The sequence below is a fragment of the Kribbella sp. NPDC020701 genome (assembly GCF_055562215.1).
Genome location: NZ_JBVHFT010000004.1, coordinates 196,628 through 210,732, shown reverse-complemented (window position 1 = coordinate 210,732; position 14,105 = coordinate 196,628). Strand labels below are relative to the sequence as shown.

Below are 14,105 nucleotides of genomic sequence, written 5' to 3'. Positions count from 1 at the left end.
TTTATGCCGTCTTCCTGTGCGGGGTTCGCTTGGTCACGAGTGCGTCGACCAGATAGCTGGCCACCTCGCCAGGCGTCGTACCGCGGCCGAACACCCGGTCCACCCCGAGCTCGCCGGCCATCTGCTCGGTGAAACGGGGGCCGCCGGCAACCAATACCGGCCGGGCGTCCTCGGCGTACGCCTCCCGGAAGGCGGCCGACATCTCCTTGGTGTTCAGTACGTGCGCCTCCCGCTGGGTCACCACCTGCGACACCAGGATCGCGTCCGCCTTCTCCGCCTTGGCCCGCCGGACCAGCTCCGGTACGGCGACCTGCGCGCCGAGGTTCACCACCTTGAGCTCGCGGTAGTACTCCAGGCCCTTCTCCCCCGCGAACCCCTTGATGTTCATGATCGCGTCGATGCCGACGGTGTGCGCGTCGGTGCCGATACACGCACCGACGATGGTCAGCCGGCGGCGCAGCGTCTTGCGGATCGAGAGGTTCACCTCCTTCGGCGACAGCAGCGGGTAGTCGCGCTCGATCACCTCGACCTTGTCGGTGTCGACCAGGTGGTTCACCGGCCCGTAGACCACGAAGAAGGTGAAGTCCGGACCCATCGCCTTGGCGTGGACGACGAGGGCGGGGTCCATGCCCATCTTGTTCGCGAGCTGGACGGCGGCGCCCTCGGCCCGCTTGTCGTGCGGGATCGGCAGCGTGAACGACAGCTGCACCATGCCGTCGCCCGTGGTGTCGCCGTACGGCCGGATGATGCTCACTGGTCCTCCTCCAACAGCTCGATCGCCGGGTTGTAGTACTCGGAGGACCTGCGAGCCACTCCGTCCAGACCGCGCCCGGCGTCCTGCGGGCGCTTCATCAGTCCGAAGGTCCCGTCGCCGATCGCGTTCAGCAGACCGTCGTCGACGATCTCCTCGAGCAGCTCCACCGACTCCCCCAGCACCTGCCGGGCGCGGGACGCGATGAAGCCGTCCGGAGCCGGCCGGACGTCCTCATGAAGGTTGCCTGCGGCACCCAAAACGTAGCGGACGTTCTGCAGGGCCAGATCACGGTCGGAGATCCACGGCGTGACCACCGCCTCGGTCATCATGCCGACCAGCAGGATGCCCTGCCCGGTCATCGCCCCGGCCAGGTTGAAGAAGCCGTCCAGCAGGTACCCGCGGAACACGTCGCCGGTCATGTGCCGGGTCGGCGGCATCCACTTCAGCGGCGCGTCCGGGAACAGCTGCCGGGCGAGCATCGCGTGCGCCAGTTCGAGCCGGAACGAGTCCGGCAGGTCCGGGTTGATCTCGAACGCGTGCCCGAGCCCGAGCTGCCAGTCCTCCAGCCCGGCCTCCTTGGCGAAGTACTCGTTCAGCAACTGCGACACCGTCACCGTGTGGGCGGCCTCGACCGCGTCGGCGGTGGTCAGGTAGTTGTCCTCGCCGGTGTTGATGATGATCCCGGCCCGGGCGTGGATCTGCCGGCTGAACCGCTGGTCGACGAACGTGCGGATCGGGTTGATGTCGCGGAACAGGATCCCGTACATCGAGTCGTTCAGCATCATGTCCAGCCGCTGCAGCCCGGCCAGCGTCGCGATCTCCGGCATGCACAGCCCGGACGCGTAGTTCGTCAGCCGGATGTAGCGCCCGAGCTCCTTCGACGACTCGTCCAGCGCCGCCCGCATCAGCCGGAAGTTCTCCTGCGTCGCATAGGTCCCGGCGAAGCCCTCGCGGGTCGCGCCTTCCGGAACGTAGTCCAGCAACGACTGCCCGGTCGACCGGATCACCGCGATGACGTCCGCGCCCGCCCGCGCCGCCGCCTGGGCCTGCGGGATGTCCTCGTAAATGTCGCCGGTGGCAACGATCAGGTAGATCCACGGCCGCTGTTCCGGGTCGCCGTGCCGCTTGATCATCCGGTCGCGCTCACGCCGCCGCCCGTCGACCTTCTTCAACCCGGCGGCCGCCGCCTTCCGTGCCGCCGCCCGCGCTCGTACGGCGTCCCGTCCCTCGGGCAGCCGGAACGTCACCGACCCCGACGCGGCCTTCTGCGCCAGGACCCCCAGGTCCTCCGCCTCGCCGCGCACCAGCGCGTCCCAGACTGGCAGGGCGAACCCGTGCTCCAGCCCGACATCCGCACGGACCGTGTCCGCCAGCCGGTTGACCCACGGGATCCCTTCCGTGTCCGCGCCGGACAGCCCGGCCAACCGCAGTACCGCTCGCTCGACCGACACCGTCGTGTGCTGCCGGGCCAGGTTGACGATCGGCCGCCCGGCCTTGCGGGCCAGGCTCCGCGCCTTCCGGACGGTCACCGGATCAAGATCAAGCTTCTTCACCGCACGCGTCACAGCGACCATCCTTCTGCTTCATAAACCACGCGGCCGCCGACGGCGGTTCGCAAACAAGTGGGGACGCCCTCGCTCAGGTCCGGCAGCACGGGCACGCCGGCGCGCGGGTCCGTCGACCACGCCGCTACGCGTGAGTCCGGCGTCTGCACGACCAGGTTCGCGTCGCTCTCCCAGATCGCGTACGTCGCTGCCGTGCTCGGCGCGAGGACACCGGCGTCATCGATCCCGGCCGCCCGCCAGCCACCCCGGGTGTGCGCCTGGAACGCCGCCCGAACGGTCACCCGCTCGGACTTCTCGTGGTGGAACGCGGCCGCCCGCACTGCCTCCCAGCCACCGAGCTCGGTCACCGGTGAGTCCGAACCGAACGCCAGTACGACGCCGGCCCGGGCGAGCGAACCGAACGGGTTCATCCCCTGCCACCGGTCGCCCACCCGCTCGGCGTACATCCCGTCCGGCCCGCCCCACAGCGCGTCGAACATCGGCTGCACACTGGCGACGACACCGTACCGGGCGAGGGTCGCGATCGTTGCCTCGTCGACCATCTCGACGTGTTCCAGCCGGTGCCGCGCGGCGACGAGCGCCTGGACGCCGACCTTCTCGGCGGCGAGGCCGAAGCCGCGGGCGATGTTGTCGAGGGCCTGGTCGCCGATGCAGTGGAAGCCGGCCTGGACGTTCCGCTCGGTGCAGGCGATCACGTGCTCCGCGATCTGCTCGGGCGTCAGGTAGGCGTGACCACGGTGGTCCGAGCGATCGGCGTACGTCTCCCGCAGAGCCGCCGTCCGCGAGCCCAGCGCGCCGTCCGCGTTCAGGTCACCGGCGAGACCCGCGAGGTCGTACGTCGCGATGTGCTCGAAGACACCGGGCTCACCCCAGTACAGCGTCGCGGACAGCCCAAGCTGCTGAGCGATCTCGCGGACCAGCGGAAGTTCCCACAGCGGGCCGATGTGCGGAGCCGCCATCTCGTGGAAGGCGCCGATCCCCTTCGACGCCATCGCCTTGAGCGCGGCCGCGATGTCCGTACGCCGCTGCTCCGGCCCGATCAGCTCGCTCAGCGCATCCCGGACGGCGTGATGCGCGTCGCGCTCCACGCGGCCGCTCGGGTCGTAACCGTCGCCCGTCGCCGCCGGGACCAGAGCTGACGAGATGACTCCGGAGTGCCCGTCGATCCGGGACAGGTACACCCGGCGACCGTCGGCCGCGCGATCCAGCTCGTCGGCCGTCGGCGGGCGGCCCTCGGGCCACTTCGTCTCGTCCCAGCCGGCACCGTCGATCACCGCGTCCGCCGGAAGAGTCCGCGCGAAGGCGGCGAGGCGATCGAGGGCTTCGGTCAACGAGGTCGTGCCTGCGAGGTCGAGCCCGGTCAGCAGCGCGCCGGTCTGCGCGGTGTGGACGTGAGCGTCGACGAAGGCCGGCGTGACCAGCTTGCCGTCGAGGTCGATCACCTCGTCGGCGCCGTCGGCGTACGAGCCCGCGCCGGTGTCGTCACCGAGCCAGGTCACCACGCCGTCGTCGAAGGCGACCGCGGTGGCGTGAGGGTCGACGGGTGAGTAGACGGAACCGTTCGTCAGAAGTGTGCGCACGAACTAATCCTCCGCCAGCCTGCTCTCGAACAGTCCGCGGACACCCGGCTCGGCTCGCAACAGCTCCAGCGCGTAGTCCGCGTGCCCAGGCACGTACCCGTTGCCGACCAGCATCGTCACGTCGGCCGCGAGACCTTCCGCACCGAGTGCCGCGGCGGAGAACGACGTGGCCATCGAGAAGAAGATCACCGTGCCGCCGGCCGCCGTCGAGAGGACGGCTCCGTGCTCACAGCCCGGTACGTCGACGCAGACAACGGTGATGTCCGCCGGTCCGCCGGCCTCCTCGACCGCCTTCGCCAGCGCCACCGGATCACGGGCATCGGCCAAGGTGACCGCGTCGGCGATCCCCGCAGCGGTGAGCCGCTCAGCCTCGGCCTGCACGGGAACGATCCCGATCGTGCGCTTGGCGCCGGCGGCCCGTGCCGCGGCCAGCGACAGCGACCCTGATTTGCCTGCGCCGCCAATAACTGACACGACAGGCTTTATGCCTTTGTCGACATACTGGCGGACCACGCGAGCGGTCAGGGCGGGTGCGCCACAGACGTCCATGACGGCCAGCGACAGCTCGGGCTTCAGGTCGTCGGGCAGCTTGGCGACGATCGAGCGGGCGAACAGGATCGCGTGGCCTTGCGCCGGAACCTGCTCGCTCTTGCCGTCCCAGTTCGCGAGCTCGTCGGTGATCTGCAGCGGCGTCAGCGTGAGCGAGACAAGCGTGGCGACGCGGTCGCCCTTGCGGACGCCGAGGGGTGACTCCGGACCGGTCTCGTCGACCACGCCGACGAGCATGCCGCCGGAGCCGGTGACCGGGTTCTGCATCTTGCCGCGGGTCGCGACGATGTCGAGGACCGCTCGGCGGATCGCCGGACCGTCACCGCCGTGCGCTTCGGCGAGCTGGCGGTACGACGCGGCGTCCAGATTCAGCCGCTCGACCGCGATCCGGACCTCGTCGGGCCAGATCTCGGCCCGCGCGTCGAGCTTGTCCGCCGCCTGCGGCAACACGCCGGACGGCGCGAGTACGCGATGCAGTCCTACCGGGCTGGATGACACGGATCCTCCTCGTTGCGGTCAGGCAAAATACTACTGATAGTGCGGTGTGACGAGAATTCTTGCGGCGTACTGTTGGATTTGAGGGAAGTTCTATCGCTATCCTCACATGTGACCGCATCACCACTGAAGCCCCTTCGGAGCCCGCATGACTGACCTGATCAGCCCTGATGTCGCCGTACCGGAGCCTGCCGACCTGGCCGGCCAGCCGTACGCGTACCGACGGGCCGAGCTGGTGGAGCCGGATTGGACCCGTCTCCCCGGGTGGAAGAACGTCACCGCCGAGGAGTGGCGCTCGGTGCAGTGGCAGCGGTCGCACTGTGTGAAGAATGTCAAGCAGCTGCGTGACGTGATGGGTGATCTGCTCGAGGAACGGGTCTACGAGGACCTGACCCGCGACCAGGCCGAGCGGGCGACGATGTCGATGCTGCTGCCGCCGCAGATGCTCAACACGATCGTTCCCAACGACGACTACGCGGGGACTTTTTCCGAAGCGTTCTACGCCGACCCGGTCCGCCGCTACATGCTGCCGGTGTTCAGTGATCGTCGTGCCGACTGGCCGTCCCACCCGCACGCAACCCGGGACTCGCTGCACGAGCACGAGATGTGGGCCACGGAGGGGTTGACCCACCGATACCCGACCAAGGTCCTCGCGGAGATCCTGCCGACGTGCCCGCAGTACTGCGGGCACTGCACGCGGATGGACCTGGTCGGGAACTCGACTCCCGTCATCGAGAAGCTGAAGTTCGTCGCGAAGCCGCAGACCCGGCTCGACGACATGCTCGACTACCTGCGCCGTACGCCGGGAGTCCGGGACGTCGTCGTGTCCGGTGGCGACGTGGCGAACATGCCGTGGCCGCGCCTCGAGGCGTTCCTGACGAGCCTGCTGGAGATCGAGAACATCCGCGACATCCGGCTGGCGACCAAGGCGCTGATGGGGATGCCGCAGCACTGGCTGTCGGACGACGTCCGGGCCGGGGTCGAGCGGGTTGCTCAGCTCGGCCGGCAGCGAGGCGTGATGATCGCGATGCACACGCACGTCAACGCCGCCCAGTCGGTGACGCCATTGGTGGCCGAGGCAACGAAGGCGATGTTCGAGGCCGGTCTGCGGGACGTCCGCAACCAGGGTGTGCTGATGCGCGGCGTGAACGACTCGGTGCCGCAGCTGCTCGACCTGTGCTTCGCATTGCTCGATGGCGCGACGATCACGCCGTACTACTTCTACATGTGCGACATGATCCCGTTCTCCGAGCACTGGCGGGTGTCGGTTCGCGAGGCACAGCACCTGCAGCACGGCATCCTCGGCTACCTCCCCGGCTTCGCGACCCCGCGCATCGTCTGCGACGTTCCGTACGTCGGCAAGCGGTGGGTGCACCAGTTGTCGGAGTACGACGAGGTTCGCGGCATCTCGTACTGGAAGAAGAACTACCGCACCGGTATCGAGCAGCAGGACCCCGAGGCGCTGAACCGCACGTACGAGTACTACGACCCGATCGACTCGCTTCCGGCCGAGGGCCAGGAGTGGTGGAAGCAGCACGCCGGCACCTCGCTGGCCGAGGCCGAGACGCGCGCCGCCGCCTCCCGCACCGCCGCCGAGGCCCAGACACTGCTCGAGATCAACTAACCCGCCCCGATCCGCCTTCGGTGCCACCAATGCAGGGGTGGCACCGGAGGCATTCTCTTGTTGCCTGCTGCAACCTGATGCTCCGGTGCACCGGGTGGCCGCTAGTCTTCCGTCGTCAATCGTTCGGCATGTCTGGGGCATGCCGCGATCTCGGGAGTCTGCGTGCGGGTCGTCCGCTCTGTCCTTGGTGTCCTGCTTGCCCTCATCGGCCTGCTCGTCGGTCTGGCCGGCGCCGCGGCCGCGTTCTGGCTGATCGGCCCGGACGACACGGTCAAGTCGGGTGATCAGCACCTCACCAGCAAGGGGCTCGCGATCGCCAGCTCCCCCGATCTCCTGGATCGGCACGGACCGGTACTGCATGTCGAGGCCCGGTCCAGCGACGGCAAGCCGGTCTTCGTCGGCGTCGCCCGGGACTTCGATGTCGCCAGCTATCTCAAGGGCTTCGCGCACACGTCGCTGGTTCAGGTGCAGTACCCGATCGCGCTGACCACCCAGGAGAAGAAGGGCGCCGCCGGTCCGCTCACCGCGCCGGCGACGCTCGACTGGTGGGTCGCGAAGGCGAACGGCGCCGGCAGTCAGTCGATCGCGTGGCCGATCAGCGATGGGCCGTACGACGTGGTTGTCATGAGCGCGGATGGGAAGACCGCGCCGGACGTTCAGGTCGACCTCGGGATCGAGATCCCGCATGCGTTCCTCGCCGCGCTGGGTGTCTTCGTGGCCGGTCTGCTCTTGGTTGCCATTGGCATCTTGCTGCTCCTCTTCCGGCGACGTCGCCCCACCTCACCGCAGCCGGTGTTCGCACCGTATGTTCACGGACAACCTGTTCAAGGGCCACCTACCCAGGCTCCTACTGGGTCGGTGCGGCGGGTTGCGGTGATCGGGGTGGCGCTGAGCCTCGTCACGGGCTGTTCGGCGATTCCGCAGCGGGACACCGTCGGGAGCCTCACCCGCCCGGCGGTCAGCAACGAGACCGCGGCCGCCGTCGTCAAGCACTACAACGAGGTCAACAACGCCGCCAACCGCCGCCGCGACGACAAGCTCATCGCGACCATCGAGGCCGGGACCGTCGTCCGCGAGAGCCAGGCCGGCTACACCATCAGCCGAACGCTGGACAAGTCCGGCAAGGACCTGATCAAGCCGTTCACGTATACCAAGCCCGTGGTCGGGGCACCGAACTACGGCACGTACCCGATGCACTTCGTCGTGTCCGCGGGCATCTCCGACACCAAGGACTACCGCTACCTCGGCGTCTGGGAACGCACCACCGCAGGCAGCCCGTGGATGCTCACCTTCGCCGCCGCTCCCCCGGTCGCCGCCAAGGTCCCGGACATCACCGGTCTGCGCCCGGTCACGAACGCCGACGCGAAGAGGCTGGCCGCCGCTCCCCTGGCCGCCTCGACTGCACTCGCCGAGTACCTGACGGCGGGTGCGAAGTCCCCGCGTGCCGCGTCGTTCGCTCCGAACGCCGACGTCACCAAGCTTCTCGCGACCGTCGCCGACTGGCATTCGACCGCGGCCAAGGAGCCGAAGATCTACCAGCACGTCAGCGACCAGTTCACCATCGCGACCCCGCCGACCGCCTTCGTCACCAAGTCCGGCGCGGCCCTCGTCTTCGCCACAGTCACCGAAGACTTCAAGCTCGACATCGGCACCAACTACAGCTTCAACTGGTCCAGCGGTGATCCCATCGGCTTCAGCCCCGCCACCGTCAAGTACCAGAACGCCCTCACCCGAACCACCCTGCACGACGCCGTCCTCCTGGTCCCCGCCAAGGGCGCCGGCAAGATCACCGTCCTCTCCTTCGAGTCCCAACTCATCGACGCCGGCGGATACTGAACAGCAGCTCGACCGGAGGAGGCGTGATCCGGGCCGGCGGTCCGTAGTCCTCACCACCGGCGTCATCAGCCCAGACGACCCCATCGTGGTCGTCCTTCCGGACCGTCCCCACGTTCCCCTCGAGGTGGTCTGATCACACCCCGAGCAGCGCGCGCAGCTCGGTGAACGACGAAACCGTCGGGCCGGTCCAGCTCGGGTCGCTGTCCGAGTGCTCCGTCGTCCGGATCGCGTACATACCGAGCGCGGCCGCCGCCTGAAGCTCGTTGTCGCGTCCGTCACCGACGTACACACATGAGGCTGGCGGCACTTCGAGCGCGGTGCAGGCGGCGAGGTAGATCTTCGGATCCGGCTTGGCAGCGCCGACCTGGGTGGAGAACGCTGTCGCGTCGAAGTACGGCGGAAGCGGGCTCGCCGGCCACTGGAGCTCGGTGTGGGCGGTGATGTTGCTGACCAGCCCAATCCGCCAACCGGCCGATCTCAGCCCGGCCAAGGCGACGAGTGTGCCGGCCGGTACGGCGTCCACCAGCCGGCGGGACAGGCCCTGCCGGACGTTCGTTGCCCGCTGCACCTGTTCGTCCGTGGGGTCGCCGCCGGCGCGGCGGCTGATCACCCGGATCGTGTTCGGCAGGTCGCCGTACGCGCCGACAAACCGCTCCCGCGAGGTCGCCTCGAACTCCCGAGCGAACGCCACCGGGTCGACCCCCAACACCTGAGCCATCTGTGCGTGGATCACATCCCGCTCGGCCTCACCACCAGGAACCAGAGTGCTGAACAGATCACTCAAAAGGACTCTGCGCACACGCCGACCCTATCCCGGCCCCAGTGTCGCTTTGCGGAACAAAACCGCCAGGGCCTCTCACCGCAAACTACTTACCGCAAACCGTCTGCATTCGAGTCAGCCCCGCGGTCGGAAACCAGCCATCGGAGCCGGCCGAAGGAGCTGTTCGCCGCCGAAGGCGGTGTCCTTTGACCAGTGTGGTTAGAAGGCTGGTGGGCGGCGTTCGTAGGGGGTGCTGAGGACGATTGTGGTGGTGGTGGAGACGTTGGCTCGGGCTCGGATGATCGCCAGGAGGTTTTCGAGGGCCGCGGGGGACGCCACGCGGACGACGAGGATGTAGCTGGAGTCGCCGGCTACCGAGTAGCAGGACTCGATCTCGGGGACCTCGCGGAGGCGCTCCGGCGAGTCGTCGGGCTGGGACGGGTCGATCGGACGGATCGAGATCAGGGCGGTCAGCGGGAGGTCGAGGGCGGTGTGGTCGACCTTCGCCGCGTACCCCTGGATGATGCCGCGTTGCTCCAGCCGCTTCACCCGCTGGTGCACCGCCGACGTGGACAGGCCGGTGGCCTTGCCGAGGTCGGTGAAGCTCATCCTGCCGTCGGACGCGAGCAGCCCCACGATCTTGCGGTCCAGGTCCTCCATCTTGGAGACACTACTTGAGTACGGCGCGCGCCCGCATGCGTTCTCACGTCAGCGAGACAGCGTCAGCACCACCCCGGCATGGTCGGACGGCCACAAGCCGGTGACCGGATCCTTGGCGCTGCTGTCCGCACCCGTCACCTCGCCGGCGATCACGCGAACGTGCTCACCGGGTGCCGGCCGGGCGAAGATCATGTCGATCCGGTGGTCGAATGACGGCGGCGCCGGTTCGTCGACGGTCTCGTTCAGTCCGGACGTCCACCCCTCCGACGCGGGCCGCCAGGTCAGCCAGAGATCGGTGAACCCGCCGGGGCCGGTGATGAAGTTGTACGGCCCGTTGTGCGGCGTCCTGAGCGGATCCGTTGGTTTGACCGAACTGTTCAGCGGATCGGAGTTGCAGTCGCATCCGATGATCGTGGTCCGCCCGCGATCACCCGCCGGGCCGGTCAGCAACTCCACCGCCTGGGCCAGCGCCAGATCCGAGCTGAAGGCTTCGAGATGAGTATTCACGAACCGGAACGACCGCCCCGAGCCGTGCGCGACATCCACCCAGTTGTATCCGCGAACGAACGATGCTTGCAGACCAGCCAGCGAGAGCACGAGTTTGTGGTCGTACTGCCCGCTTCCCGAGTCGAGCACCCGCAGGTTGCTCGAGGCACGCAGCAGGATCACATCGCGCATGGTGAGCCGCACGTCCCGCCCGTCGGTCGCCGTACCCGTGAACGGGTTGCCGAGGAAGGCCGGCGCCTCCACGTCGGATTCCTGCTGTACGACGACCGCCTTGTACGGAACGCCTTGCCGGCGGAGATCCTGGAGCAGGATCGCCAGGAAGTCGTAGTCGACCGTGGTCGCGTTGAGCGCCCCTGGACTGCCCGACCCCGGCAGCTCCAGCGGCCCGTGCCGCCACAGCGCCACCTCCTGGACGCCGATCAGATCCGGCTTCGCCCCGGCGATCTCACGGGCGAGGAGTTGACTGCGGCGCGGGAAGTTCGTCCGGTCGACGATGGCCCGGGTGACGTGGTTCGCGTTGCCGAGGGCGACGAATGCTGCGGCACCGGTCAGCCCGGCGGTCGCCTCGATCGGTCGCTGGATGTCGGCACCCAGATAGATGTTGCGGGTCATCACGCTGACCGGCTTGTCCACGACGGCTCCGGCAGGTGCGGCCTGCAGCGGTACGGCGATCAGCCCGAAGACTGCGATGGCGACAGTGAACCTGTACAACAGCGACCGGCGCATACGATCCCCTCCCTGGGTGACGCTGACCCGATCCTTGGCCGGTCCTGGCGGTCTGGCAAGAGTTCGTCGCAGTTGTCGGCGCGCTGTGAAAGCATCTGCCCATGGCTGACAGACCTCAGCGGTTGATGCTGCTGGACACCGCGTCGCTCTACTTCCGCGCGTTCTTCGGCGTGCCGGACACGATGAAGGCCGCCGACGGTACGCCGACCAACGCGATCCGCGGGCTGCTCGACTTCATCGCCCGGCTGACCGAGAACCACCGGCCGACCCATCTGGTCGCCTGCTGGGACGACAACTGGCGCCCGTCGTGGCGGGTCGCACTCATCCCGTCGTACAAGGCGCAGCGGGTCGAGTTCGTCACGCCGAAGGGTGAGCAGGTCGAGGACGTCCCGGACCGACTCGAGGTCCAGGTGCCGTACATCCGCGCCTGCCTCGAGGCACTCGGTATCGCCATCGTGGGCGCGCCCGACCACGAGGCCGACGACGTGATCGGCACGCTCTCGCACCAGGCGACAATGCCGGTCGACGTGGTCACCGGCGACCGCGACCTGTTCCAGTTGATCGACGACAGCCGCGGCATCCGCGTCGTGTACACCGCCGCGCGCGGCGTCGGCCGGGCCGAGGTGTACGACGAGAAGGCGCTGCTCGCCAAGTACGACATCCCCGCGAATCGGTACGCCGACTTCGCCACCCTCCGTGGTGACGCCTCCGACGGACTGCCCGGGGTGAAGGGCATCGGCGAGAAGACGGCCGCCTCACTCGTCACGGCGTACGGCGATCTGGACGCGATCCGCGCCGCCGCCGCAGACGCGAGTACGCCGATGTCGGCGTCGGTGAAGCGGAAGATCCTGGAGGCGGCCGACTACCTCGACGTCGCGCCGAAGGTCGTCGCGGTCGCCAAGGACGCGCCGGTCGGCACCTTCGACCCGACGATCCCGCACGAGGTGAAGGACCCGGAGCGCTGGCTGGACCTGGTCGAGCTGCTCGAGCTCGGCGGCAGCGCCCAGCGGGTCATGTCCGCGCTCAACCTGGGCCCGAAGGCGTGAGCACCCGCGAGCTCGCCGAGCAGTTCCGCGACGAGATCGTCACGCTCCGCCGCGCGCTGCACCAGGTTCCGGAGTACGACCTCGAGCTGCCCAAGAGCCAGCGCCTGATCCTCGACGCGCTGGAGGGTCTGCCCCTGGAGATCACTCTCGGCAAGGAGCTGTCCTCGGTCACCGCCGTACTGCGGGGTGGTCGCGGACCAGGTCCCGTCGTACTGCTGCGTGGCGACATGGACGCGCTGCCGGTGACCGAGCGGGTCGACGTGCCGTACGTGTCGCAGCATCCCGGGATGATGCATGCCTGCGGCCACGATCTCCATGTCGCGGGACTCGTCGGCGCGGCCAAGATCCTCTCCTCGCTGCAGGCCGAGCTGGCCGGCGACGTGGTGTTCATGTTCCAGCCCGGCGAGGAGACCAGCGGCGGCGCGCCGATCATGATCCGCGAAGGTGTGCTGGACGCGGCCGGACGTCGGGCGGATGCCGCCTACGGTCTGCACGTCGGGTCCGCGGGCCAGCCGCTGGGGATGTGGAGCAGCCGGCCCGGCTCGTTCATGGCCGCGGCCGACCAGTTGCACGTCCGCGTCGTCGGAGCCGGGACCCACGGATCGATCCCGTACCGCGGCAAGGACCCGATCCCGGTGCTCTGCGAGATGGTCGGGGCGTTGCAGACCATGGTGACGCGGCAGTTCGACGTGTTCGACCCGGTCGTCCTCACGGTCGGGCGGATCGCGGGTGGGACGAAGGAGAACATCATCCCGGACGACGCGTTCTTCGACGCGACGGTACGGACGTTCTCCGCCGAGGCCCGCGCCAAGGTGCAGCAGGCGTCGGTGCAACTGGTCGAGGCGCTGGCGACCGCGCACGGCCTCACCGCGGAGGTGGACTACCAGATCGGCTACCCGGTGACGGTCAACGACGCCGCGGAGTACGAGTTCGCCCGGAGTACGATCGTCGATCTCTTCGGCCCCGACAGGTTCCGCGAGCGCCCCAATCCGAGGTGCGGCGCCGAAGACATGTCCTACGTCCTGCAGGAGGTCCCCGGCGTCTACCTCAACCTCAGCGCCTGCCGCACCGCCAACCCCGATGCCGCCGCCGACAACCACTCCCCGTTGGCCGATTTCGACGACGCCATCCTCCCCGACGCCGCCGCCCTCCTCGCCGAACTCGCCGTACGCCGCATCGCCCGGACCTAGGAGCCGGGCCCAGGAACTCTGCCAGGGAACCCTGGGCTCAGCGGCCGAGGCCGGCGTTGCGGGCTTGGATGATGGCTTCGGCGCGGTCGGCGACGTGGAGTTTGGCGAAGATGTTCGAGACGTTGTTGCGGACGGTCTTCGGAGACAGGTACAGCTCGGTGGCGATCTGGGCGTTCGAGCGGCCGGCCGCGACCGGCGCGAGGATCTCGTGCTCGCGGGTAGTGAGCTGGGGGAACGGGCTGCCGGCCGAGGCGACGGGCGCCGCGGCGAAGAACTCGGCCACGCGCCGGGCGATCGCCGGGCCGAAGATCGCCTCGCCCTGGGCGACCGCGGTGATCGCGCGGACGATCTCGGCCTGGTTCGCGCCCTTCAACAGGTACCCGCGCGCACCGGCCGGCATGGCGGCGAACAGCGATCCAGTTCAAGACCCGTGCCACTGGGAACTCGACCGTACTGCTGAAGGTGGAGGCGGTGATCCTCGGGATCGCCAGCGTCTGGTCGCTGCTGCACGGCGTACTCCCGTCGAACCTGCAGGACGCGGCGTGGCTGGTCCCGATGGACATCTGCTGGCCGTTGTCGATGATCGGTATGGCGGTGATCGCGGTGAAGATCGCGGTGGCCGGACGCTGGCGCGGCGTACTGCGCTGGTGGCCGCTGGTCGCGGAGAGCTGGGCGATCGTGACCGTGCCGTCGATGGTCGTCTTCGGTGACGGAGCTTCCCGGTGGATCGGCGGGACGCATCTGCTGATCGGGTACGCGACCTTGGGTGTCCTGCTCGCGCTCCGGCCGCACCTCGTCGTACCGAAGAACTGA

13 protein-coding genes are annotated in these 14,105 nt (G+C 68.7%); 5 read left to right on the top strand and 8 right to left on the bottom strand.

The annotated features are described in order from the left end of the window. Position 1: 1 nt before the first annotated feature. Genes kamE through kdd form a run of 4 tightly spaced genes read right to left on the bottom strand, consistent with a single transcriptional unit; the run spans position 2 to position 4,946 of the window. Positions 2-754 (bottom strand): lysine 5,6-aminomutase subunit beta, encoded by a 753-nt coding sequence (gene kamE, locus ACZ3HV_RS11190; protein WP_465683182.1) that lies wholly within the window; start codon positions 752-754, stop codon positions 2-4. Further along, positions 751-2,328 (bottom strand): lysine 5,6-aminomutase subunit alpha, encoded by a 1,578-nt coding sequence (gene kamD / locus ACZ3HV_RS11185; protein ID WP_465683180.1) that lies wholly within the window; start codon positions 2,326-2,328, stop codon positions 751-753. The genes kamE and kamD overlap by 4 nt, the downstream gene beginning before the upstream one ends. Further along, the gene (locus tag ACZ3HV_RS11180) at positions 2,316-3,899 is read right to left on the bottom strand and encodes an amidohydrolase (RefSeq protein ID WP_465683178.1); all 1,584 of its coding nucleotides are present in this window, start codon (positions 3,897-3,899) and stop codon (positions 2,316-2,318) included. Before ACZ3HV_RS11180 ends, kamD begins: the two co-directional genes overlap by 13 nt. 3 nt (positions 3,900-3,902) lie before the next feature. Further along, a complete protein-coding gene (kdd, locus tag ACZ3HV_RS11175; RefSeq protein WP_465683176.1) occupies positions 3,903-4,946 on the bottom strand; it encodes an L-erythro-3,5-diaminohexanoate dehydrogenase in 1,044 nt (347 codons plus the stop codon). Between the two features lie 145 nt (positions 4,947-5,091). Between kdd and ACZ3HV_RS11170 the strand changes: the two genes are divergently transcribed. Continuing rightward, entirely contained in the window at positions 5,092-6,567 is a 1,476-nt protein-coding gene (locus ACZ3HV_RS11170) for a KamA family radical SAM protein (protein WP_465683174.1), read from the top strand. A gap of 162 nt (positions 6,568-6,729) precedes the next feature. Continuing rightward, the gene (locus tag ACZ3HV_RS11165; protein WP_465683172.1) at positions 6,730-8,403 is read left to right on the top strand and encodes a DUF8094 domain-containing protein; all 1,674 of its coding nucleotides are present in this window, start codon (positions 6,730-6,732) and stop codon (positions 8,401-8,403) included. Between the two features lie 133 nt (positions 8,404-8,536). Here the strand turns inward: ACZ3HV_RS11165 and ACZ3HV_RS11160 are convergent, their stop codons facing one another. From ACZ3HV_RS11160 to ACZ3HV_RS11150, 3 genes are all read right to left on the bottom strand, one after another. Further along, complete coding sequence (locus tag ACZ3HV_RS11160; RefSeq protein WP_465683170.1) at positions 8,537-9,202, bottom strand: HAD family hydrolase; 666 nt, start codon at positions 9,200-9,202, stop codon at positions 8,537-8,539. A gap of 180 nt (positions 9,203-9,382) precedes the next feature. Next, positions 9,383-9,823: an Lrp/AsnC family transcriptional regulator gene (locus ACZ3HV_RS11155; protein ID WP_360367636.1), complete on the bottom strand. Its 441-nt coding sequence runs from the start codon at positions 9,821-9,823 to the stop codon at positions 9,383-9,385. Between the two features lie 48 nt (positions 9,824-9,871). Beyond that, on the bottom strand, positions 9,872-11,056 hold the full coding sequence (locus ACZ3HV_RS11150; protein WP_465683167.1) for an endonuclease/exonuclease/phosphatase family protein: 1,185 nt from the start codon (positions 11,054-11,056) through the stop codon (positions 9,872-9,874). Between the two features lie 125 nt (positions 11,057-11,181). Here ACZ3HV_RS11150 and ACZ3HV_RS11145 point away from each other — a divergent pair, with 125 nt between their 5' ends. Further along, entirely contained in the window at positions 11,182-12,102 is a 921-nt protein-coding gene (locus tag ACZ3HV_RS11145) for a 5'-3' exonuclease (RefSeq protein ID WP_465683859.1), read from the top strand. Then, entirely contained in the window at positions 12,099-13,292 is a 1,194-nt protein-coding gene (locus tag ACZ3HV_RS11140; RefSeq protein ID WP_465683165.1) for a M20 metallopeptidase family protein, read from the top strand. The genes ACZ3HV_RS11145 and ACZ3HV_RS11140 overlap by 4 nt, the downstream gene beginning before the upstream one ends. A gap of 37 nt (positions 13,293-13,329) precedes the next feature. On the opposite strand, the gene ACZ3HV_RS11135 is transcribed toward ACZ3HV_RS11140, so the two are convergent. Beyond that, a complete protein-coding gene (locus ACZ3HV_RS11135) occupies positions 13,330-13,692 on the bottom strand; it encodes a helix-turn-helix domain-containing protein (protein ID WP_465683163.1) in 363 nt (120 codons plus the stop codon). Positions 13,693-13,763: 71 nt separating this feature from the next. On the opposite strand from ACZ3HV_RS11135, the gene ACZ3HV_RS11130 reads away from it, so the two are divergent. Then, entirely contained in the window at positions 13,764-14,105 is a 342-nt protein-coding gene (locus tag ACZ3HV_RS11130; RefSeq protein WP_465683161.1) for a hypothetical protein, read from the top strand.